General features: G+C 43.2%; 22 protein-coding genes. 10 read left to right on the top strand and 12 right to left on the bottom strand.

All coding sequences use genetic code 11. The features are described 5' to 3' along the window. Nucleotides 1-14 precede the first annotated feature (14 nt). A complete protein-coding gene (locus PBT90_RS19065) occupies nt 15-2,417 on the top strand; it encodes a TonB-dependent receptor (protein WP_264808088.1) in 2,403 nt (800 codons plus the stop codon). Here the strand turns inward: PBT90_RS19065 and PBT90_RS19060 are convergent. From PBT90_RS19060 to aqpZ, 3 genes are all read right to left on the bottom strand, one after another. Next, nucleotides 2,414-2,872: a YdeI/OmpD-associated family protein gene (locus PBT90_RS19060; protein ID WP_264808087.1), complete on the bottom strand. Its 459-nt coding sequence runs from the start codon at nt 2,870-2,872 to the stop codon at nt 2,414-2,416. The genes PBT90_RS19065 and PBT90_RS19060 overlap by 4 nt on opposite strands. Nucleotides 2,873-2,908: 36 nt before the next feature. Continuing rightward, nucleotides 2,909-3,376, bottom strand: a complete 468-nt coding sequence (locus PBT90_RS19055) for an outer membrane insertion C- signal (protein ID WP_264808086.1) — start codon at nt 3,374-3,376, stop codon at nt 2,909-2,911. A gap of 64 nt (nt 3,377-3,440) precedes the next feature. Further along, nucleotides 3,441-4,124 (bottom strand): aquaporin Z, encoded by a 684-nt coding sequence (gene aqpZ, locus PBT90_RS19050; protein ID WP_264808085.1) that lies wholly within the window; start codon nt 4,122-4,124, stop codon nt 3,441-3,443. A gap of 237 nt (nt 4,125-4,361) precedes the next feature. Here aqpZ and PBT90_RS19045 point away from each other — a divergent pair, with 237 nt between their 5' ends. Beyond that, nucleotides 4,362-5,405 (top strand): zinc-binding metallopeptidase family protein, encoded by a 1,044-nt coding sequence (locus PBT90_RS19045; RefSeq protein WP_270130696.1) that lies wholly within the window; start codon nt 4,362-4,364, stop codon nt 5,403-5,405. A gap of 35 nt (nt 5,406-5,440) precedes the next feature. Here the strand turns inward: PBT90_RS19045 and PBT90_RS19040 are convergent, their stop codons facing one another. Beyond that, complete coding sequence (locus PBT90_RS19040) at nt 5,441-6,781, bottom strand: rhamnogalacturonidase (RefSeq protein WP_264808083.1); 1,341 nt, start codon at nt 6,779-6,781, stop codon at nt 5,441-5,443. A 116-nt stretch (nt 6,782-6,897) separates the two neighbouring features. Beyond that, the gene (locus PBT90_RS19035) at nt 6,898-7,614 is read right to left on the bottom strand and encodes a TMEM175 family protein (RefSeq protein ID WP_264808082.1); all 717 of its coding nucleotides are present in this window, start codon (nt 7,612-7,614) and stop codon (nt 6,898-6,900) included. Nucleotides 7,615-7,798: 184 nt separating this feature from the next. Here PBT90_RS19035 and PBT90_RS19030 point away from each other — a divergent pair, with 184 nt between their 5' ends. Further along, nucleotides 7,799-8,233 carry a DM13 domain-containing protein gene (locus PBT90_RS19030; RefSeq protein ID WP_264808081.1) on the top strand — a complete coding sequence of 145 codons (435 nt, stop codon included), beginning with the start codon at nt 7,799-7,801 and terminating at the stop codon, nt 8,231-8,233. 12 nt (nt 8,234-8,245) lie between these two features. Here the strand turns inward: PBT90_RS19030 and radA are convergent, their stop codons facing one another. Then, nucleotides 8,246-9,619: a DNA repair protein RadA gene (radA, locus tag PBT90_RS19025; RefSeq protein ID WP_264808080.1), complete on the bottom strand. Its 1,374-nt coding sequence runs from the start codon at nt 9,617-9,619 to the stop codon at nt 8,246-8,248. A 215-nt stretch (nt 9,620-9,834) separates the two neighbouring features. Next, nucleotides 9,835-12,663: a DNA polymerase I gene (gene polA / locus PBT90_RS19020; RefSeq protein ID WP_264808079.1), complete on the bottom strand. Its 2,829-nt coding sequence runs from the start codon at nt 12,661-12,663 to the stop codon at nt 9,835-9,837. 161 nt (nt 12,664-12,824) lie between these two features. Here polA and PBT90_RS19015 point away from each other — a divergent pair, with 161 nt between their 5' ends. After that, nucleotides 12,825-13,139 (top strand): hypothetical protein, encoded by a 315-nt coding sequence (locus PBT90_RS19015; RefSeq protein ID WP_270130692.1) that lies wholly within the window; start codon nt 12,825-12,827, stop codon nt 13,137-13,139. A 53-nt stretch (nt 13,140-13,192) separates the two neighbouring features. Here the strand turns inward: PBT90_RS19015 and PBT90_RS19010 are convergent, their stop codons facing one another. After that, a complete protein-coding gene (locus tag PBT90_RS19010; protein ID WP_264808077.1) occupies nt 13,193-13,633 on the bottom strand; it encodes a hypothetical protein in 441 nt (146 codons plus the stop codon). 70 nt (nt 13,634-13,703) lie between these two features. Between PBT90_RS19010 and PBT90_RS19005 the strand changes: the two genes are divergently transcribed. Next, the gene (locus PBT90_RS19005; RefSeq protein ID WP_270130689.1) at nt 13,704-15,383 is read left to right on the top strand and encodes an amidase; all 1,680 of its coding nucleotides are present in this window, start codon (nt 13,704-13,706) and stop codon (nt 15,381-15,383) included. A 41-nt stretch (nt 15,384-15,424) separates the two neighbouring features. On the opposite strand, the gene PBT90_RS19000 is transcribed toward PBT90_RS19005, so the two are convergent. Together PBT90_RS19000 and gpmI are read right to left on the bottom strand one after the other, a co-directional pair. Next, on the bottom strand, nt 15,425-15,994 hold the full coding sequence (locus PBT90_RS19000; RefSeq protein ID WP_270130687.1) for a hypothetical protein: 570 nt from the start codon (nt 15,992-15,994) through the stop codon (nt 15,425-15,427). Then, complete coding sequence (gpmI, locus tag PBT90_RS18995; RefSeq protein ID WP_264808074.1) at nt 15,991-17,517, bottom strand: 2,3-bisphosphoglycerate-independent phosphoglycerate mutase; 1,527 nt, start codon at nt 17,515-17,517, stop codon at nt 15,991-15,993. Before gpmI ends, PBT90_RS19000 begins: the two co-directional genes overlap by 4 nt. 136 nt (nt 17,518-17,653) lie before the next feature. Here gpmI and PBT90_RS18990 point away from each other — a divergent pair, with 136 nt between their 5' ends. From PBT90_RS18990 to PBT90_RS18980, 3 genes are all read left to right on the top strand, one after another. Further along, on the top strand, nt 17,654-18,052 hold the full coding sequence (locus PBT90_RS18990; protein WP_264808073.1) for a DUF4783 domain-containing protein: 399 nt from the start codon (nt 17,654-17,656) through the stop codon (nt 18,050-18,052). 52 nt (nt 18,053-18,104) lie between these two features. After that, nucleotides 18,105-18,965, top strand: a complete 861-nt coding sequence (gene nadC, locus PBT90_RS18985) for a carboxylating nicotinate-nucleotide diphosphorylase (protein ID WP_270130684.1) — start codon at nt 18,105-18,107, stop codon at nt 18,963-18,965. 77 nt (nt 18,966-19,042) lie between these two features. After that, complete coding sequence (locus PBT90_RS18980; protein ID WP_264808071.1) at nt 19,043-19,447, top strand: META domain-containing protein; 405 nt, start codon at nt 19,043-19,045, stop codon at nt 19,445-19,447. Between the two features lie 2 nt (nt 19,448-19,449). On the opposite strand, the gene corA is transcribed toward PBT90_RS18980, so the two are convergent. Next, the gene (gene corA, locus PBT90_RS18975; protein ID WP_264808070.1) at nt 19,450-20,559 is read right to left on the bottom strand and encodes a magnesium/cobalt transporter CorA; all 1,110 of its coding nucleotides are present in this window, start codon (nt 20,557-20,559) and stop codon (nt 19,450-19,452) included. A gap of 16 nt (nt 20,560-20,575) precedes the next feature. After that, complete coding sequence (gene queG, locus PBT90_RS18970; RefSeq protein ID WP_264808069.1) at nt 20,576-21,511, bottom strand: tRNA epoxyqueuosine(34) reductase QueG; 936 nt, start codon at nt 21,509-21,511, stop codon at nt 20,576-20,578. Between the two features lie 289 nt (nt 21,512-21,800). Between queG and PBT90_RS18965 the strand changes: the two genes are divergently transcribed. After that, complete coding sequence (locus tag PBT90_RS18965; RefSeq protein ID WP_270130681.1) at nt 21,801-22,982, top strand: hypothetical protein; 1,182 nt, start codon at nt 21,801-21,803, stop codon at nt 22,980-22,982. Further along, nucleotides 22,930-23,352 carry a carboxypeptidase-like regulatory domain-containing protein gene (locus tag PBT90_RS18960; RefSeq protein ID WP_264808067.1) on the top strand — a complete coding sequence of 141 codons (423 nt, stop codon included), beginning with the start codon at nt 22,930-22,932 and terminating at the stop codon, nt 23,350-23,352. Before PBT90_RS18965 ends, PBT90_RS18960 begins: the two co-directional genes overlap by 53 nt. The last annotated feature ends 5 nt before the right edge of the window (nt 23,353-23,357 follow it).

Below are 23,357 nucleotides of genomic sequence, written 5' to 3'. Positions count from 1 at the left end.
CAGCTGGCACATTCATGCGGTTCACTCTACTTTTGTTCTTGTTTCATCTATTGGCTTTCTCAGGTTTTGCGCAAGGAATCATCCGTGGAAAAATCACCAACCCTACGAATAATGAGCCTGTGGCATTTGCAAATGTTTTGGTTCAGGATACAGAGCTAGGGGCGATTTCTGATGAAAATGGAGTTTACGAAATCACAGGTGTTCCTCCGGGTCTCTACAATGTGCGGGCTAGCTTTGTGGGATTTAAAACCAAAACTATTTTCGAAGTTCAGGTGACTAGGGCAAGGCCGGTTCAACTGGATATTGAGCTGATAGAAGATGCATCCGAACTATCTGAGGTCGTGGTCAATTCGGAATTTACCAGATCGGAAGAAACACCACTTTCGGTAAGAAAGCTAAATGCCAATGAAATCGAGCGCTATCCCGGTGGCAACAGGGATATTTCTAGAGTGATTCAGGCTTTGCCTGGTGTAGCTAGTACACCTAGTTTTAGAAATGACATCCTGATTCGTGGAGGCGCACCCAATGAGAACAAGTTTTTCATAGATGAAATAGAGGTACCTGTCATCAACCACTTTGCTACGCAGGGTTCCTCAGGCGGGCCAGTAGGCATATTGAATGTAAACCTGATCAAGAATGTAGATTTGATCGCCGGTGGCTTTCCAGCCAATCGGATGGATGCCATGAGCTCATTTTTTGAGTTTCAGCTGAAAGAAGGGCAGCGGGATAAGATGGCTACTCAGGTTACCTTAGGTGCTTCGGAGTTAACCCTCTCAAACGAAGGCCCAATAGGAGAAAAAACCACCTATTTGCTATCTGCGAGGAGATCCTACTTGCAGGGTCTTTTCAAGCTTCTAGGGCTGCCTTTTTTACCTACTTTTAATGACTTCCAGTTTAAAACCACTACCAAAATCAATGACAAGACAGAGCTAACTTTCTTAGGCGTGGGTGCCATAGATAAATTTGTGCTCAATCAAGATGTGCCAGACGATGAAACGGAAGAAGAGCGGGAAAACAGGCTTTACCTCCTGGATGTATTGCCCGTGCAGGATCAGTGGAATTATGCCACTGGCGTGAAATTGAAGCGGTTTCGGGAAAATGGATTTTGGACCTTTGTGCTCAGCAGAAATATGCTGAACAACTACTCTGAAAAATACGCTAAAAATGACGAAAGCTCTCCCGACAATCTGCTGTTCAACTACCTGTCCCAAGAATCTGAAAATAAATTCCGGGCCGAAAACAGCGTGTTCAAAAATGGCTTCACCTATAAATATGGGGTAAACTATGAGTATTCCAGATATTATATCAGGAATTTTGACCGTGCAACTCTGGCCAACACAGGCCAAATCATTAATGTAGAGTCCACCACGAATTATAACCTTTACGGTGCCTTTATTTCTGCCAGTAAGAATTTCTATGAGGAGCGATTACTGATCAGCGGTGGAGTCAGGATGGACGGAGGTGACTTTGCCGAAACGGCCAAAAATCCTCTAAATCAACTGAGCCCACGGGTTTCTTTTTCCTACCAACTCAAACCAAACCTTTTCGCCACAGCCAATGCTGGTATTTATTATCAAAAACCGTCCTACACCGTGCTCGGGTACCAGGATGAAAACGGAGGCCTGATCAATCAACTTAATGATGTGCGCTTTATCCGAAATTCTCAGCTCATCGCGGGAGTAGAATGGCTGGTTCCTGATAAAAACCGTCGCTTTACAGCTGAGGCATTTTATAAGAAATACAGCAATTACCCCTCTTCCGTTAGAAATGGCATTTCTTTGGCAAACCTGGGTGCTGATTTTGGGGTGATAGGCAATGAACCGGTGGAGTCAAACTCAGCGGGTAGAGCCTATGGGGTCGAGCTACTGGCTCAGCAGAGATTATTCAACGATTTCTACGGAATCGCCTCTTTGACTTTGGTGAGAAGCGAGTTTACCAACCCAAATACAGCAGGTTTTATCCCATCTTCCTGGGACAATAGATTTATAGTGAGCTTGACCGCTGGCAAGCGATTTGGGAACAATTGGGAGGTAGGCGCACGGTGGAGGTTTTTGGGCGGTACGCCCTATACACCGTATGACTACGAGCAATCCAGCCTGATCAGCAACTGGGATCTGAGAAACCAACCCATCCTAGACTATACTCAAATCAATGCGATCAGACTAAAGGGCTTTCATCAACTGGACTTAAGGTTGGACAAGAAATATTATTACAAGAAGTGGAATCTAAACTGGTACGTAGACATCCAAAATGCCTACAACTTTAAGGCTGAGCAGCCTCCACTCTTAGTGCCTGTACGTGATGGGGACGGAAATATCCAGGTAGATCCCACTGATCCCACTCGCTATGAGCTGAAATATCTGGATAATCCAGCTGGCTCCATTTTGCCAACGGTAGGAATCATCGTAGAATTCTAGCCTTCGGCCAAAGCCTGAAGCAACTTGATGATTCGCTCGGCTCTTACTTCTATTTTGTCACTGTAGTAGATGTATTCTACCCAATGCCTTTGTTCTGAATTGCTAAGGTTTTGGAAAAGAGTCCATTTCCCTGGATCATCTTTCAGGCAGGCGATTAATTCCTCAGGGATCTGATCTGGAATAGCTTCTTTAAAAAGTCGAATAGAGACGCTATCGCCCGCTTCTTTTTTGATTTTGCTACGAATAGCTTTGGGCACAGGCAGAAAAACAAAGCCATTTCCCATGGGCATCAGATGCTTTCCCTCAAAGGAAAAATCATCTATGCTTCCTGAGACTTTCATCATCCCAAAAGCTTTTGAAGTCTGGATGAGATCCTTGGGAAATTTCACAAACGTCCAGCCCCCTTTACCCGGCATCCGCTCCAATAGATAGCTACCTTCAGCTAAAACAAGCATAAAAAAAGAGCAGGCCACTTGACCTGCTCTTTGAAATTAATTTATCGAACTACTTCCGTCATTCCCGAATCTCCAGCGAATGTTCAGCCCAAACACATCGGCAAAAAAGTCAGTGTTTTCGACAATTCTGAAGGTTGGTCTCCAATCGGCTCCTATCACAATAGGAACTTCTTCAAAAGCATATTCAATCCCAACTTCACCTGCTGCAGCTAAGGAGAATGGATCATCAATATACAAAGACGGACCTGCACCTACATACCATTTGAAGTCACTAGATCCTACTGGTCTGTAGATAAAATCCCAAAGCGCATCAATTCCGACTCCTGAGCCAAAACTCACATCAGCATGGATACGACTAAACTGGCCTAGTGAAAAAACCCCATCAATCGCCACATTGTTTCCGCCAAACTGGCCAAATCGGACACCTACCTCCTGTGCATTACTCTCCAGGGAAGCAGCGCAGGCAAAAAACATGACTAGGAATAAAATCTTAAAATATTTCATTTTAATAAGAGTTATGTGATATTGAAATAATTCTATACACAAAGATTTAACTTTTTTTGATAAATTATTCAGAAGAAGACAAATTTTTATACACTATCCCAGCTAATACAGCTCCTACTAGGGGTGCAAGCCAAAACAGCCACAACTGCTGCAAATAAATACCCCCGGCAAAGATGGCTTGAGAGGTACTTCTAGCGGGGTTCACCGAAGTATTAGTCACAGGAATACTGATCAAATGTATCAGTACCAAACCCAATCCTATCGCAATACCTGCAAATCCTGCCGGTGCTTCAGGGTAAGTAGATCCCAAGATTATCATCAAAAACATGAAGGTCATCACCACTTCAGTAACCAAGGCCGAGGTAAGGTTATATCCTCCGGGAGAGGCTTCTCCATATCCATTTGCTGCAAATCCTCCCAGCTCTACTCCGGCTTTGCCCGTAGCGATTACATACAGTACAGCCGCCCCGGCAAGACCACCAAGTACTTGGGCGATGATGTACCCTACTACATCCTTGCTTTCAAATCGCCCTCCTATCCATAGCCCTACCGTCACTGCAGGGTTCAAATGGCATCCTGAAATATGACCTATTGCATAGGCCATAGTCAAAACAGTAAGACCAAATGCAAAAGAGACGCCTACAAAACCAATTCCCAGTTCTGGGAAACCTGCCGCCAAAACGGCACTTCCGCAACCTCCCAGCACCAGCCAGAAGGTTCCAATAAATTCTGCTACAAGCTTTTTCATAAAAATTTGAGGTTTTTGTTTACAGGGAATTTAAAAATAAAATTTTATATAATACAGTTAGTGTAAATTATAGTTCTGTTATTTTCCAATAAACAAATAATGTTTTGATCCTTCCTTAGCCTTTTGGTACGGGAGCGAATCCTCAGACATATGGTCATGGATAAAAAGTTTTTGGCAGCTTTTCTGTAGCTGCTGTATCTTCTATTTATCTTTTCCTTTCTAAACGACTAGCAACCTATGAAAATTTTTGAATGTGGTAATTGTGGAAATCCCTTGTTTTTTGAAAATGATACCTGTGAAAACTGTGGTCATTTAGTAGGTTATAATCCCACAGAAATCAATTTAATGACTTTTGATCCGGCCAAGCCTGAACTGGTTTCTGACCATAGCAATTTAACCTTCAAGCATTGCTCAAATCACCAATACGGGGTTTGCAATTGGGTGGTGCCTGCCCAAGAAAGCAATGAATTTTGTGAGGCTTGCGCACTTAATAATACTATACCAGACCTTTCAGATGCAGAGAATTTCCCAAAATGGCAAAAATTAGAGGTGGCAAAACATCGCTTGGTTTACCAGCTCAACCGCTTCAAATTATCCGCTTCGCCTAAAGAAGAGATGTCTGAAGGCGGGCTATGCTTTGACTTTCTTTCCAGACAGGGTGATGACAAGATCATGACCGGCCATGCCAACGGGGTGATAACCATCCTGCTTGCTGAAGCAGATTCTGTCCACCGTGAACAGATGAGAAAGCAAATGTCCGAGCCGTATCGTACACTTATTGGGCATTTTAGGCACGAAGTTGGGCATTACTACTGGGATCAATTGATTGCACAAAATCAGCGTGCTTTGAATGATTATAGGGAAATTTTCGGAAATGAGCAGGCTGATTATTCCCAAGCTCTCCAGACCTACTACCAGCATGGACCAAAGCAAAATTGGCAAAACCAATATATCAGTCAATATGCTACTGCGCACCCCTGGGAAGACTGGGCTGAAACCTGGGCACATTACCTCCACATCATGGATATGGCCGAGACTGCCTATTATTATGGCATCGGGGTAAGTCCAAAAATAAATGAAAAATCTCTGCAAGGAACTTTTTCATTTGACCCTTACACCGAGCAGAATTTCAATAAAATATATGAAAGCTGGGCACCGATCTCTTTTGCCATCAATAGCCTAAACAGGAGCATGGGCGTACCGGATGCTTATCCATTTGTAGTCAGCAGAACGGTGATTTCTAAAATGAAATTTATTCATCAGCTTATTTATGAATTATAGCAAAGCCCATCAAGATGAAACCTTAGTTTTAAATCTCAATCCAACTTTTTACCATTCACCTCCACATTTTTCACCTCAAACCCCTCCACAAAATCAGGCTTAAAATCCGCATTGTTTGCCTGGATAATCAAGTTTTCAAAGGTGAAATCCGAAAGTCTATCGTGTTCCGTTATCGCCACGTCAAAAAAGATCTCGCACTCCACGTCCATGTTTCTCATGGTGATATGTTCAGAGGTAGAGATAGGCACTTCCTCTTTCCCCTTCAGATCAAAAAACTGAGTCCAAGGCTTGACATAGATAAAACTGCGAACCTTCCCGCTGATATTTTCCAAGGTAATGTATTCATAATGCTGTGGAGTATCGGGACGCATTTTCAGCCAGAGTAGCCGGACTGCATCCTGAACTTTGATATTCCGCATGATTACATTCTTATTGTGGATAGACTCGCTGCCATTGGTAAGCGCACCGTGACAAAACCCAAATTCACTGTCTTCGATCAGGATATTGGTATTTTCTCCATTGTTGGGATCTTCATCAGCCCAAGGTCCCTTACCGCCTTTTAGCGCGATGGCGTCATCATTTACAGCGAGGTAACAGCCCTTGATCAGCACATTGGATACCACATCCAAATCGATCGCATCAGTGCTAGGTGCCTTCACCGGTTCATGAGGTGAAGTAATGGTCAAATCCAGAATTTTAATGTTTTGACACTGGTAATAATGGCTACTCCAAAAACCCGCATTGATCAGGTTTACATCTTGAAGCTGTACATCATTACTTTTCCAAATAAAAACCAGTCTGGGTCTGGAAACTTCCAGATTGGTACAGTTTGGGTCTTCTGCTCTTCGCTGCCAAAATGCCTCCCAAAACTTCAGTCCATTGCCATTGATGGTTCCATGGCCGGAAATGGTAAAGCCATCCACTCCATAGGCATTGACCAGTGCTGCAAAATAATCCAGATTTTGGCCTTCCATTCGGGATGGGATCAAGGGATAATTTTCAATCTCATCAGAACCTTTGAGCACTGCTCCTGCTGAGAGATGAAGGTGAGTTTTTGGCTTAAAGAATAGCGCCCCGCTGAGAAAAGTCCCCTTGGGAATGACGATCACCCCACCTCCATTTTCACTCGCCTGATCTATTATCTGCTGAATTTTTTCCGTTTGGAGCTTGGTACTATCTTCAATGACTCCATGCGCTGTGATCAGATATTGCTTACCGAGGTCTTCTAGTTTCACTTTGGTATAGTCATGAAACCAAGGAGAAATAGGCGATCCATCCGGCCAGAATTCCTGCTTTATCTCTTGGGCCTGAGCAAATGAAACGGCAAAAAAACCGATTAGAAATAAGGATAAGATTTTAAGGTGATGAAAAAGCATGGAAATAGGGTTTCTATAGGTTTATTCAATTCTAAGGTTTAAGATAAGGCAAAACAGCGTGGGATACCGTCAGGTGCTGTCCTGCTTAGCCAGTCAAAACTGTACCCTCGCCACTGCTAATTAATACTTTTGGCCGCCTTTTTATAAGATTTCACCCACAGCATAATCGCCGGTGTGTACAATCCATAAACCATCCCTCCCAAGAAAGACGCCCAGGTAATAGAGTATGAACGGATCAGCCAAACTAACAGGATTGAAATTAAGGGAACTGTGAACATGATTACAATTCTCAAGCGCTGATATTTGGTATGAAAGACTTCGTAGTTACTTAAGCCTAAAGATTCCCGATTGTTTAAGGCAAAATAATAGAACCAAAAAACCACGAAATATAAAGCAAAGGCTACCCCACCATAGTAAATCATCAAATCGGGAATTTCAATTGGCGAAATCTGCAAAGAAAGCTCAGCCCCAAAGATCAGATTGGTCAAAAAAAGTGTCAAAAATCGCAATGGGTACACATAGAAAATAATCAGAGCGATAAAGAGTGAGTTCAGGAAAATCAACCAAGAACCCCTGAGTGTATAAATTTCAGAAAACCGTACATGCTCCTGCCAGATTACGATCAAAAACCCAATACTGATCAAAAAAGCAGGAAGGGTTTTGGTGAAAACTATAAGATCCTGCAAAGAGTCCGGGCTGGAGACATTGAATATCAAAAGCGTTACCGCAATTCCAAATACAGCATCGGTGAGATTGTCCAATCTAGAAGGACTTAACCCTCTGTACGTAATATTAGGATCTTTATAACTGGACTTAAAAAGTTGGTTGCGCATTGCCTATCATTTGATTTTGCTATTCAAGATAATCTTTTTGGATTCATTAAGGCAAAATCAACCCTGGATACCAATCATTTAGAAAACATTTCACCTAATCATCATCAATATAAATGCGTTTTCTAAAAGCGATAGTGCTTTTTATTTAGTACCTTATTTGGGAGAAAGAAAAACAAATAAAACTATGAATATCAAGCTCTTACTTCTCCTGTTTTCTCTGGCAGCACTTTCATCATGCATGAAAAATGAAGACATGGATCTCCCTATGGACATGGATGATATGGAAATGTCTTCAGAAATGCAGGAAGAAAATACCAGCATGTACATGGGGGAGTTTATAGCAGATGCTCATCCCACCTCTGGTAAAGCCAAAGCCGACACCAGCACCAAAATCCTTTCCTTCACGGATTTCAAATCAGATGACGGCCCGCTCTTGGAAGTATATTTGGCCACTGATACCCAAGCCACTGAATTTATTTCCCTAGGCGCTTTGAAAGGCCTGGAAGGAGATTACGAATATGATCTTCCAGAGAATGTGGATTTAGTCAAATACCAGTATGTATTAATTTGGTGTGTTGATTTTTCGGTGAATTTCGGCTACGCCAAAATCGAAATGTAAGCTATCCCTTTCTCAAAAAATCTTAGCATACATTTCATCTAATTTACTGAAAGCCAAGACCTCAATTTGAAATTTCTTCAGGTCTAGCCCTTTGACCGCATATTTGGAAACTACGATTTTTTTAAAGCCCAATTTAGCAGCTTCTGCTATTCGGTTTTCGATACGATGTACGGCCCGGATTTCTCCGCCCAGGCCCACCTCTCCAGCGAAGCAAATCTCCTCCGAAACCGGCGTATCCTCGTAGCTGGAGATCAAGCTGGCGCAAACTGCCAAATCCAAGCCCGGATCATCCACCCGCAGTCCGCCGGCTACATTTAAAAACACATCCTGCTGCCCCAGCCGCATTCCGCCACGCTTTTCTAAAACAGCCAACAACATATTAAGACGCTTGGCATCATGTCCGGTGCTGCTCCGCTGCGGAGTCCCATAGGTGGCCGGGCTTACCAATGACTGTATTTCTATCAGCAGAGGGCGATTGCCTTCCACCATAGCGCCAATCGCTACGCCGTTTAATACTTCTTCCCGCTGGGTAAGTAGTATTTCAGAGGGGTTGGAAACCGGCCGCAGCCCTTCTGTTCGCATTTCATAGATTCCCAGCTCGTGCGTAGATCCAAACCGGTTTTTGGAGGTTCTTAAAATCCTATAAGTCAAATGCCTATCTCCCTCAAACTGCAATACAGTATCTACCATGTGTTCCAAAACCTTAGGTCCGGCGATGGAACCGTCTTTGGTGATATGACCGATCAGGAAAACAGGGGTTCCGGTTTCTTTGGCAAATTTCATTAACTCGGCCGTGCACTCCCGAACCTGCGACACCGAACCAGCAGCAGATTCTACATGCTGAGAGTGCAAGGTCTGAATGGAGTCAATCACCAGCAAATCAGGCTTCAGAACTTCTATTTGCTGAAAAATATGCTGAGTATTTGTTTCAGAGAGTACATAGCAGTCCGGATTTTTAGCATCCATCCGGTCTGCCCTCATCTTGATTTGCGCTTCGCTTTCTTCACCTGAGACATAGAGTATCTTTTTGCCTTTTAGGATCAGGGCTATCTGAAGCATCAAAGTTGATTTGCCTATTCCCGGTTCACCTCCGATTAGTACCAGAGACCCAGGCACTATTCCTCCGCCCAAAACCCGGTCGAGCTCTACGTCTGCGGTGATATAGCGTGGCATTTCCTCGTAATTGACCTCTTGGATTTTCTTTGGAGTGCTGGTTTTTTTGGTTCCAGATGAAGCCGTCTTCCAAGATCCTTTACCGGATTCCTCCTTTTGAACTACTTCTTCCACATAGGTATTCCATTCTCCACAGGCGGGGCATTTGCCTATCCATTTTGGACTTTGAGCTCCGCAGTTCTGACAAAAGAAGGTGGTTTTTATTTTGGCCATTTAGAAGTATGAATTAAGCTTTTTGATTTACGAGCCTTGCTGATCCTCGGAGGTTGAATCAAGTTGTGAAGTTCAGGTTTTGCAACTCCCCCTTTAATTAGTGGACTAGGAGGATTTATTTCTTTCAAATTTTTTCAATCTTACAATTTCAAATGATGAACACCGAACGCCGAGTACTGAAGTACTTGATATTATGTCTAACGTCTAGATACCACCTAGTGCGCCTGCAACCAATCCGTTCCAGTCCCCACTTCTACCTCTACCGGAACAGCCATTTTGATGGCGTTGGACATCAGGCCAGGGACATTGGCTTTTAGAATTTCCACTTCGTCCTTGTGCGCATCAAAAACCAATTCATCATGAACCTGTAGGATCATTTTGGACTTGAGGTTTTCCTTTTTCATCCATTGATACACGTCGATCATAGCTACTTTGATCAGATCAGCAGCTGATCCCTGAATGGGTGCATTGATGGCATTTCGCTCAGCAAAGCCCCGCATGGTGGCATTTCGGCTGTTGATATCACGCAGATACCTTCTTCTACCAAGAATAGTCTCCACGAACTCATCTGTTTTGGCCTTTTCTATGGCACCATCCATGTATTCTTTTACCGCAGGAAATTCCTTGAAATATGCATCGATAATTTCTTTCGCTTCTCCCCTTGGTATGGATAGCCTCTGAGATAGCCCAAAGGCGGAAATCCCGTAAATAATTCCGAAATTCGCTGTTTTGGCTTTTCTACGCATATCTGAAGTGACTTCTTCTAGCGGCACCTGGAAAATCTTTGCCGCTGTGGTGGCATGGATATCCCGTCCGTTTTTGAATGCCTCGATCATGGACTCATCTCCTGAAAAAGAAGCCATAATCCTTAACTCGACCTGAGAATAATCTGCCGCCAAAAGAATGTGGTTTTCATCCCTAGGTACAAAGGCCTTACGGATCTCACGCCCTCTATCGGTACGAATAGGAATGTTTTGAAGGTTTGGATTGATCGAGGAAAGCCGTCCTGTAGCCGCCACAAACTGATTATAGGTGGTGTGAATTCTTCCGGTTTTGGAATTGATCATGGTAGGCAGCGCATCTACATAGGTAGATTTCAACTTGACCATCTGCCTATAATCCAGGATATTTTGGATGATCTCATGCTCTGCGGCGAGTTTGCTCAGCACTTCCTCGCCCGTGGCATACTGACCGGTTTTTGTTTTTTTGGCCTTGGGGTCTAGCTTTAATTTATCAAAAAGCACCTCACCCAATTGCTTTGGCGAAGCCAGATTGAAGCGCACACCAGCCATTTCATAGACTTTGTTTTCGATTTCCTTACTTTCTTTTTCCAGAGAAACCGACATGTCCGCAAGGCTGTCCATATCGATGCGCACCCCTTCAAACTCCATCTGGGCCAGTACTTCTATCAAAGGGTTTTCTACCTCATGAAAAAGCTTCTCCAGCTTGTTTTCTTTCAAAAGCGGATCAAATTCGGCCTTCAATCTTAAGGTAATATCCGCATCTTCAGAGGCATAAGCGGTAACTTTATCCTCATCCACATCACGCATATTCCCCTGATTCTTGCCTTTTTTCCCAATCAGCTCTGTGATAGAAACAGGCTCATAATTCAGGTATTGCTTGGCCAGCCAGTCCATGGAGTGCTTCCCATCCGCATCGATCAGGTAATGGGCCAGCATGGTGTCATACAAAATGCCTGTTACTTCCACCCCATAATTTTTCAAAACCAGAATATCATACTTAATATTCTGCCCGATTTTCACTATTCCTTCACTTGCAAACACCGGTTTCAGCAAGTCTAAAATCCTCATGGTCTCCTTGCGGTCTTCAGGGCAAGGTATGTAATATGCCTCCCCAGAGACATAGGCAAAGGAAATCCCAACCAATTCCGCTTCCATGGCATTCACAGAGGTGGTTTCGGTATCGAAGCAAAGTTCCTTTTGGAGCATGAGGTATCCTACCAACTCCTTGATCTCAGCGTCACTTTTGATTTTGTGATAATGGTGTGCATTGCTATGTATGGTCTCTGGAGCTTTAGGTATCTCCACATTTACAGTCTCTTCCTCAAAATCCAATTCCCCTGCCTTCGCTGCAGTTGGTGCTTGAGCCTCTCCAAATAGGCCTAATTGTTCATTTTTCTGAATTGCACCCTTTTGATCAGACCCCTTGAAAACCCGGGCTGCCAGTGTTCTGAATTCCAATTCACTAAAAATCGCACGGACCTTTTCCTCATCTATTCCCTCGTACTTCAGGTCTTCTTTGACATAAACTATGGGCACATCGCACTTGATCGTCGCAAGTTCCTTCGAAAGGATTCCCTGTGCCCCAAAGTTTTCTACATTCTCCTTTTGCTTTCCTTTCAGATCGGCAGTATTCTTCACCAATTCCTCCACTGTACCATAAATCTTAAGCAGTTTCACAGCTGTTTTTTGCCCTATGCCAGGTATTCCCGGAATATTATCCACTGCGTCTCCCATCAGTCCTAAAATATCCCGGACCTGATCCACCTGCTCAATATCCCACTTGGCGCAGATCTCATTTGGCCCCATGATATCTACTCCATTGCCCATAAAGGCCGGTTTATAAAGGAAAATATGATCGTCTACCAACTGGCCATAATCCTTGTCCGGTGTCATCATGTAGACGGTGAAGTTTTCCTTCTCCGCTTGTTTCGCCAAAGTACCAATGATATCATCTGCCTCGTAGCCGTCCAGTTCCAAAATCGGAATATTGAAAGCTTTGACTATTTCTTTCACCCAAGGTATGGCGATCCCTATATCTTCGGGTTGCTCTTGACGATTGGCCTTGTATGCCTCAAACTGCTCATGTCTGAAAGTGGGGGCGTGGGTATCAAAAGCCACCCCAATATGGGTAGGTTTTTCCTTATCTATGACCTCAAGCAGGGTGTTGGTAAAGCCCAACATGACGCCTGTATTCAAGCCTTTGGAATTTATTCTGGGGTTTTTGCTGAAAGCAAAATGGGCTCTGTAGATAAGCGCCATAGCATCAAGTAAAAATAGCTTGCAGGGCTGTTTTTGGGACATTTCAGGATGATTTTCAGTAAAAGATCTTTGGTAAATTAGTCGGGTAAGTTACGAATTTTTGGCTAGGAGAGAGCCAAAATTCCTCCAATTCCCCACAGGGAGCGACAGGCTTTGGCGGCAATTTTGGACAAGGTGCTTACCGGACCATAACCCATTAATCCATGAAAAAATTATTAGCTGTTTTTGCACTATTTATTTCCACCCAAGTATTGGTCGCTGCACCTGCCAATGATACTAAGGGTAAAAATGAGAAAACTGAACTTACGGAAGCCCAAACGGAACAGCTCGCCGAAATCGAGGCGAGAATAGATGAAATCAAAGCAATGGATTTCAGCACTATGAGCAAGGAGGAAATCAAAGATGTGAGAATGGAACTAAAGGAAATGAAAAAGGAAGCTAAGCGAGCCGGAGGTGGAGTTTACATCTCTGTAGGTGCCATCATCATTATTTTGTTAATCTTGATTTTGGTGACCTGATTAGGCCATTTTTGTCACCCTACTAAAGGAAAGCCCACCATAGCTTTCCTTTTTTATTGTTCCGGGTTTTTCGCCAGATAATTTTTTACCTGACAGCCCCTGAGAAAAACGGTGATCAGTGGAATGATCCAGAGCACTTCATTAAAAATCAATTGAAAGCCGGTGCGCTTGTTCCAGCCTAACTCAGGAATGTATCCAAGCGCAAACCAGATTGCCAAAATGATTTTGCCTGTGATTCCAGCTAAAATCAAGTAGACCCAGCTAATCGGATAAAATGCGCTGAAAAATATCAACAGCCCTACCAACACCCCAAATCCCCCATAGTAGCGCAGGCTTAACTCCGCCACTTGCTCGTTTCCATCGGCCAGCCATAGTAAAATGGACTGATCCATCAGATTAAATATCGCAGACCAAGCTAAGGTGTACATCCCCGCAAGAAGGAGAATTCCACGAAAATGCATAGGAAAAACTGGAAAAGGAGACTTTGGGTCCATAAGGTTATTTATCTTAGGTAGTAGAAATTACAAGATCAATTTCAAGCTACCACCAACACAAAACTATTCAATGGAATCAAAAAACACAGTTAGTCCTCGCCTTTTTATGCTTTTAGGCGCAGCCACCTGTCTGGCACTAGGCTTCACCTTCGGCAAAAAAATGGGAGAAATCACCCCTTCTGCCGTTGATCATGCCGCAGACCTGATCGGGCTCTCTTTTTCTCCAGCGGAAAAAGACAGCATGATAGGCACACTAAACAATCAACGCAATCGCTATGAGTCGCTGAGGGAGTATACCCTTGATAACTCCGTCTCCCCGGCACTTGTTTTCAACCCCTTACCTAAAGGGTTCACACCTGACCAAACCCAAAACCCACTTGAATGGGGTATGGATGAGCAGGTGGCCCTACCAGAAAGAGAAGCCGATATCGCCTACTTGCCTATTCATCAACTAGCCAGCCTCATAAAATCCAAAAAACTGAGCAGTGAACGGCTAACCAAAATTTATCTGGATAGAATAAAAACCCACTCAGACACCCTTCAGTGTCTCATCACCCTGATGGAAGCAACTGCTATAGCGAAGGCAAAAGCTATGGATGCAGAGCTTGCCCAGGGGGAATACAGAGGGCCCCTTCACGGAATACCTTATGGAATCAAGGATCTGCTCGCTGTCAAAGGTACCAAAACCACCTGGGGAGCTATGCCATTCAAGGATCAGGAAATTGATCAAACGGCTACCGTGGTACAAAAACTAGATGAGGCTGGAGGAGTGCTGGTCGGAAAATTCACGCTAGGAGCTCTGGCGATGGGTGATGTATGGTATGGTGGAGTCACCAAAAACCCTTGGAACCTTACACAAGGGTCTAGTGGTTCTTCAGCCGGCTCTGCTTCGGCAGTCAGTGCAGGATTAGTTCCTTTTGCCATAGGCACTGAAACGCTAGGGTCCATCGTATCTCCCTCCACCAGAAATGGAGTGACTGGGCTTCGCCCTACCTACGGCCGGGTAAGCAAAAATGGAGCAATGGCATTGAGCTGGTCTATGGATAAAATCGGGCCGATTTCCAGATCAGCACTAGACAATGGGATCATACTTTCGGTATTGAATGGGGCAGATCCCATGGATGCCAGCTCGATCCAGGCAGCATTCAACTATTCTGCAAAATCAGACCCGAAAAAGCTCAAAGTGGGCTATTTCCAGGAATTTTTCAAAGGAGATGATGCAGGCTCCAAAAACAATGAAGAAATACTCGATCTATTGAGAAATCAGGGAATTGAGCTGCATCCGGTAACCTTAAAAACCTCCGTAAATCCAAGCGCCATTCAGCTCATGCTGATGGTAGAGGGTGCGGCAGCTTTTGATGAGCTCACCCGCTTAGGATGGGATGACCAGCTAGTCGCACAGCATAAAAATGCCTGGCCTAACTTGTTCCGGGCAGCACGCTTCATTCCGGCTGTAGAATATGTGCAAGCAGCCCGTCAGCGTACCGTTCTGATCGAGGAAATGCACGCACTGATGAAGGACTTTGACATCATCGTCACGCCAAGCTATGGTGGACAACAGCTGCAGATCACCAACCTTACTGGACATCCGGCACTATGCCTGCCTAATGGATTTAATGAAAATGGTAGCCCCACTTCCATCACTTTACTTGCAAATCTTTTCGATGAAGAAAAACTGGTACTGATGGGAGACTATATCCAGAAAAACAGCGATTGGCAGGACAAAAGGCCACCGCTATTTGATAGATAAAAAAATAGGCATCCGTAATGGATGCCTATTTTATTTAGATTTTATTGCTCTATATCTCCTTTTATGCTCATATTATTCGGATCCAGAAACCAGATCTTCTGGGTGGTTTCTATAGAATAATGATCGATGAGATTGGTAGAGGTATTCATCACTAGCTCCCCCAGGGTTTCCGAAGCGTAGAAGAGATTATCCTCTGCTATCCTCAGTTCTATCCGCTCCACCTTATCCCCTGCAAAGTAAACTTTTATATACTTCACTTTAGACTTGGCTTTGGGCTTGAGTTCATGACTGAGACTAGATGCTGATTCGCTAGTCTGATAGGAATCTACGGAAGATGGATTATTGATATCCGCTTGGGTAAACACTTCAAACTCTTCCTCCCAGTCCTCCCGATCATAGGATACATTTACTGTTTCCTCCTGATCCTGAATTTTGGACAGCTTACGCACTTCTGTACCGTCCAAAGCATCAATCTGGATCTCCAAAAATCCTTTTAGGTCAAAATATGGCTTTTCCTCCAAGGTAGTTTTGGGTGGCTCGGCACAGGATGAAAGCCCCAATGCGAAACCCCATATCACCCACATAAAAGAGGAACAAAGGCGTAGCATCATTCAGTCAATAGGATATCTCCTGTCATGTCCTCCGGCTGTGCTATGCCCATCAGCTTCAGTATAGTCGGAGCTAGATCACCCAATTTACCGTCTTTAACTTTAAGCACATCAGTTTTGTCTACCATGATACAGGGTACCAAATTGGTAGTGTGGGCAGTATTCGGTGTGCCGTCTTCATTGATCATCATGTCACTGTTGCCATGATCTGCTATTACAATTACGGTGTACTCGTTTGCCAGCGCAGTGGTGATCACACTATCTGCACAAGCATCTACAGCTTCACAGGCTTTGACCGCTGCATCGAAATCTCCGGTATGGCCCACCATATCGGCATTGGCAAAATTTAGACAGATGAATTCTGCACTTTTCTTTTTGAGCTCTCCATTGATTTTAGAGGCAATTTCGAATGCGCTCATCTCTGGTTTCAGGTCATAGGTAGCCACTTTAGGAGATGGGCAAAGCAACCTGCTTTCTCCCTCGAACTCAGTCTCTCTACCTCCTGAAAAGAAGAAAGTCACATGCGGGTACTTTTCCGTCTCCGCGATTCGAATCTGCTTTTTACCTGCTCGCTCCAGTACCTCTCCAAGGGTATTGTTCAGGTTATCCTTTTCAAAAAGCACCTTTACCCCTTTAAAAGTCGCATCATAATTCGTGAATGTGATGTAATCCACATCCAGCTTTTTCATGTTAAAGTCCTCAAAATCCTTCTGCGTGAGTGCCTGGGTGATTTCTCTGCCCCGGTCAGTCCGGAAATTGAAGCAAATCACCAAATCTCCTTCTGCAATGGTGGCTATAGGTTTATTATCCGCACCCACATGGATGATAGGCCTGATAAACTCATCTGTAACGTTATTTTCATAAGACTTTCGCATGGCTGCGATGATGTCCTTTGACTTTTCTCCTTCTCCTCTTACCATCGCGTCATAGGCTAGCTTCACTCGCTCCCAGCGATTGTCACGGTCCATGGCATAGTATCTCCCCACCACCGAGGCTACCTGACCAGAGGAATTTTTCAAGTGCTCATTGAGGTCTTCAAGATAGCCTATTCCGCCTTTGGGATCAGTATCTCTTCCATCGGTAAATGCATGGATAAAGACATCTTCCAGTCCATTCGCTTTAGCCGCATCACAAAGTCCCTTCAGGTGCGTGATATGGGCATGAACTCCTCCATCGGAAAGCAATCCCATGAAATGAACTTTCTTTCCCCCAGCTTTGGCTTTGGCAAAAGCTTCTACTAGCACAGGGTGCGAATTCAATTCTCCTTTTTCTACGGCCAGATTGATTTTTACTAAATCCTGATAGACCACCCTTCCTGCACCTATGTTCATGTGCCCTACTTCAGAATTTCCCATTTGTCCGGCAGGAAGCCCCACAGCAAGTCCTGACGCCTCCAGTTTGGAGTGAGGATACTTGGTAAAAAGGCCGTCGACAAAAGGAGTTTTAGCCTTATCTATAGCAGAAACATTCGGGTTGGTAGCGATTCCCCAACCATCCAAAATCATTAAAAGTACTTTCTTATCCATTCCGCAAATATATTATTTTCTTGAGCAAAGTAGCCCCTAAATCCTGATAAGACAAAACTTGGAAGCGTGCAATTCATAAACTTTAAAATGCATCCTATAATTCCTTTTTTGGCTTAGTATTTGCCTAGCAAGGGCGATGAACGCGGCATTAGGCATAATACTTTCAATCTTTTTACTCAGCCATTCTCCCTCGGTTGATTGGGTGGCTCCGCAGTCTATTGACTCCATCATTACGGCCATAGAAAGCAGTTCCAGCAGTGATCTGGCCAGTTATTTTGATTCCAGCATATCTTTAAATGTAAACGGGCAGCAGGGGGATTATTCTAAAAGCCAAGCAGAGGTAGTCTTGAGGGATTTTTTCAGAAAAAATCCTTCGCGGGGATTTCAAATCCTGTTCAGAAGTGATTCTAATCCAGCCATGAGCTCTTATATAGGTGAATATCAAAGTGATGCCGGCCCATATAAAGTCATTATCAAAGTCTCCACTCAGCATTCCGAATCCAGAGTTTATAGTCTGGAGTTTGTTAAAGGCTAAAGCATTTCCTTAAAAAAGGAAATTTACCTGCTGGGATTGCCTATTTTTGGGCATGAAACCTTCCTACCTCAGCGAAGAAGCCATTTCTTCCTTCATAGCTGCTGCTCTTGCCGAAGATATCGGGCCCGGTGATTTCTCATCACTATCCTCTATTCCCAAAGGAAAAACCGGCCAGGCCAAACTGCTCATCAAAGACAATGGAATCATCGCCGGTGTGGAGCTGGCGGAGCAGATTTTCCGAACTTTTGATCCTGATCTTCAGGTAGATCTCCTGGTAAAAGACGGTGATCGGGTAAGCTACGGAGATATAGGTCTAATCGTCAAAGGAGCCTCTGCATCCATACTTTCTTCGGAAAGGCTAGTGCTGAACTGCATGCAGCGCATGAGCGGAATCGCCACTCTAACACATCAATACACGCAGAAAATCCTCCATACCAAAGCCAGACTCATGGACACACGGAAGACTACTCCTAATTTCCGGATGATGGAAAAATGGGCGGTACTCATCGGAGGAGGTGTAAATCACCGCTTTGCACTATATGATATGGTGATGCTGAAGGACAATCACGTGGATTTTGCCGGTGGCATACGACCGGCTATAGAAAACTGCAAGGCCTATCTGGCAGCCAATAAGCTGGATCTGAAGATAGAAGTGGAAACCAGAAATCTGGATGAAGTAGCAGAAGTGCTAGCAGTAGGAGGAATAGATTTTATCATGCTGGACAATATGGACTATGATACCATGCGAAAAGCAGTAGAAATGATCGGCACCAAATTCAAAACTGAAGCATCCGGGGGAATAACTGAGGAAACGCTGGTAGATGTAGCCGAATGCGGCATGGATTTTATTTCAATGGGCGCTTTGACACACTCTGTGAAAAGTCTGGACATCAGCCTGAAAGCATTTGGGTAAACTTTCTAGCAGGGTCTTTGTACTGGATTTGGCAGTTTACTGCTGGAACAAAAGCAGGAACGCAAAACCAAGCAACTATGAGAAAATTACTGATCATCCTTTCTATTTTCACTTTGGCCAGCTGTAGCTCAGATACTTTTCCGAATAAAAACTGGTATGGAAAACACCTTACGCTGGTCGAAATGATGGGCACACCAGTCCAGACTTCAGGATCACCCAATGATGCACATTTGATATTCAATTCAGAAAATAGCTTAATCAATGGCAGTGGTGGCTGTAATCGTATTACCGGAGAATACGAGATTGATAAGGATAAAGCAATTCGCTTTTCTAAAGTCAGTGCAACACGAATGGCCTGTCAAAACATGAACTTTGAATCCAGATTTTTAGATCTTCTGGATCAAGTGAGATATTACGACTTTGATGAAGAAACAATGCTGCTTCAAAATGGAAGAAAGGAAACGATTTTAAAGTTAAAATAAATTTAGATCCAGTCCTTTCTCCTGAAAAAATAGAGCATTCCCAGCACTGCTAGAGCCATTCCCCCGATCACATAAAAATACCCATACCTAAAATGCAGTTCGGGCATATGGTCAAAGTTCATCCCATACACCCCCGCCACAAAACTCAGTGGAATAAAGATTGTGGAGATGATGGTCAGCACCTTCATGATGTTATTCATGCGGTTCGATAGGCTATTCATATATAGATCCAGCACACCCGATGACATATCACGGAAGACTTCCATAGTTTCAATTACCTGGATAGTATTTTCATACAAATCCCGGATAAAAGGCCTGGTTTCCGCGCTGATTTTGTCATCCGCGTATTTGTCAAAAGATCCGATTACTTCACGAAGTGGATAGACTGTCCGGCGGAGATCCATCATCTCTCTTCTTTGTACATAAAGCGCATTCAGTGTTTGGTTATCCGGTGCGAGCATGGCTTGGGATTCCAGATTCTCTATGCGCTCACCTACGTTTTCCATGACGATAAAGTAATTATCGATCACCGCATCCAGCAGAGCGTAAAGCAAATAATCCGCCTTGCGCTGCCTGATTGCACGTTTTTGATCTGCCAGTCGATTTCGAACGGACTGAAATACATCTCCCTTTTTCTCCTGAAAGGTCAGCAGAATCCCATCTTTTAAGACAAAGCTGATCTGCTCATCATCTATAGGGGATTCTGGGCTTTGGCACTGGATCATCTTGAGAGCAGCAAAAATATAGTCATCAAATGCCTCTAATTTCGGTCGCTGATCCACATTCAGAATGTCCTCCATCGTCAATTTATGGATATTAAACAGCAAACCTATCTTCTCCAGTATATCCACATCATGTAGCCCCACTACATCTATCCAAAGCACCCTTTTCTTCTCACTCACTCGTTGCTCCAACTCACTAAGCTGAATGGATTCTTCCAGCAACTCAAAATCATCATAGGTGATGAGGTTGATATTCACTTGCTGCAGCTCCTTTTCGCCCGTATAAACAAGTGTCCCAGGAGCCAAACCCACCTTGATATTCTTTCTTTTCTTTCTCTTGGGCTTGAAAAGCCGCTGTACTGATTTAAGATTTGGAGCTTTAGGACTCATAAGATCTCTGATGTGGTTATTCTGATTTCAGAAAATCGACATTTCTTTTCAGTCCAGCAAGTTTAGTGCGCTTTACTGCTGATTTTTTGAAAACCTTTCGGAAAGTTTCCTCGGTGATTTCCTCCCAGTCCCTATTGGAAAATCCCGCTAGTTCAGGATGTGGTTGAAACCTGGGTTCTTGGTGGGGTTTGGAAAATCTATTCCAAGGGCAGACGTCCTGACAGATATCACATCCAAAAGCCCAGTTTTCCATTTTGCCTTTAAACTCACTAGGGATGGCATCTTTCAGCTCAATCGTCAGATAAGAAATGCAGCGGGACCCGTCGATCACACCATTATCCACAATGGCATCCGTAGGACAAGCATCGATGCAGGCTGTGCAAGTGCCACAGTAATCTTTTGCCAATGGAATGTCCGGTGTCACTTCCAAGTTAATGATCAATTCTGCCAGAAAAAAGAAACTTCCCATTTCCCTATTCAGCAGCAGACTATTTTTCCCAAGCCAACCCAAACCTGCTTTTTGTGCCCACTGCCGCTCCATGACAGGTGCGGAATCGACAAAGCCTCGACCGTCAATTTCTCCAATTTCTTCTCTGAGGATTTCAAGAAACTCATTAAGCTTCTCCCGGATCACAAAATGATAATCCTCTCCATAGGCGTATTTGGCGAGTTTAATGGAATCTGGGGCTTCGGGAAGTTTCTGTTCGGGGTAATAATTGTAAATTAACGACACCACTGTTTTGGCACCTTCCACGAGTTTGGTAGGATCAAGGCGCTTGTCAAAATGATTGGCCAAATAGCCCATTTGCCCGTTGTAATTCCGGTTCAGCCATTCTTCTAATTTGGGAGCTTCCTCTTCCAGAAATCCTGCTTTCGCTATCCCACAAAAGTCAAATCCCAGCCGCTTGGCCGTGGATTTGAGGATGGATGCATTTTTCTCGGCAGGATTCATGGGGTAAAGATACAGGACTTATAATTATCAGTTTTTTTTAAAGTGGATTATGGAAAATTACAATTTCAGATTTTGATTTATCCCTGGAAATCAATAAACTAAAGAAGTTTTAGACAATTAACCAATCAAATTTTATGAAAAACAATTTTACTCCCCCAAATGCATTTATCTGAATAAATCGCTTGGTCGATTATTTTCGCCCTTGCTATTTACCACGATAGTTTTTTCCTGTACGAAGGAACAGGATCTGAAGATCTCCCAAGATGAGCTTCAGCTGATCCGGACTTTCATGGAAGGGGAATTGGCAGAGAAAACCACCTTTGATAATCAGCCTCTGGAGATGGATTGGGAAAATGCTGTGGTTACAAAAGAACATTATGAAATACCTCTCCATTACCCATTGAACGGCTTTGTATCGAAATACCAAGAGGTGGAAACCCGGCTCTTGGTACCCCGTTCAAAAATCGGGGAATATTCCTTTATGACTTTGGATACGGAAGAGATCAGAGAGGAATTCAGCTTTACTGAATTGACTTCCGTACCGGATAAAACATCTTTGGAGGCTTATCTGTATATGAGTTTTAATAAGGAGTTCCAGCCCGGGGATTTGCATTTTAAAAGACTGGCATTATCTGATCCAAAAGCTTATATGCCAGTGGAATGTGAAACTGTAACCATTAGGTATCTAGAAAAAGATTGTTATTGGATAGGTGGGACATTATATACTTGTTCTGATTGGAGAGAGGTTAGCAGGCAGGAGGTAAAGGTTTGTGGAAATGAAGGGATAATTGGGGGTAGAAATTACCACAAAGTTTTTGAAATTGAAAGCAAACAATTAGATTCTTGCATTAATAATATTTTGATTGAATTAACAACTCTTGATAGTGGACCGGGAACAATTGTATCAAGCTTTTCACAACAAAGTGGAGGGTTCAATTGGACATTAAAAAGTGGAAATACCGGATTATCAAACGCATCTACAAGTCCGTTTTATAATAACGGAGTAACAACTACAATAAGCAATACAAATCTGTCAAATGCCACAAACTTATCTATAGTTCGAACTATATTGCATGAAGCAGTTCATGCCTACTTTGTAACAGTACAAAATTTAACTTTAACAGTTGAGGAAAAATCTAAACTTATGGGTAATAATTGGTTTAGTATAGTACAAGAATTAGTTCCGAACCAAGGGCATGCATTAATAGCATCAAATTTTGCAGATCAGATCGCCAAAGGCTTATACGACTATAGTCAACTAAAAGGGTTAAATATCTCAATGCAATATTGCAAAGATCTTTCTTGGGGCGGACTTACTCATTATGATTCAAATGGAAGCGGAAACTATACAATAAGTCCATGGTTTGTTGAAAACTTTCTAAATTCCTCAGATAGGTCTAGAATATTAAACGTTATTAATGTTGAACAAATTGGCGGATCAAATAAAAAAGGGGATGATGCAGGCTGTTAAAACAATTATTATTTTCATATTAATCACAAATATACTTTCCTGTAGTTCTAAATATTATAATGGTACTTTATCAGGGAGTATTGTTGATGCAAAGAATAATAACTCAATTGATCAGGTAACGTTATTATTAAAGCATAAAGATTCTCTACTTTATAAAGATCATTATGTATCAGGAAAAATATCTGATGCTAAAGGAAAATTTTCTATTAATTATAAGGGAGATATAAATGACTATGCTTTATACATCGCTAAGCTAGGCTATTTTCCTCAGACACTCAAGAATCTTTCCTCAATCGACTACCCTCTGGAAATCAAATTAGATCAAGACACTACAATTCATGTAGATTTTGTACCAGCTAAATTTTTATAATAGGT

It is taken from the genome of Algoriphagus sp. TR-M9 (genome assembly GCF_027594545.1).
Classification (GTDB): Bacteria; Bacteroidota; Bacteroidia; order Cytophagales; family Cyclobacteriaceae; genus Algoriphagus; species Algoriphagus halophytocola.
Note: the sequence above shows the minus strand (reverse complement) of the source record. Positions and strands in the feature narration are given on the sequence as shown.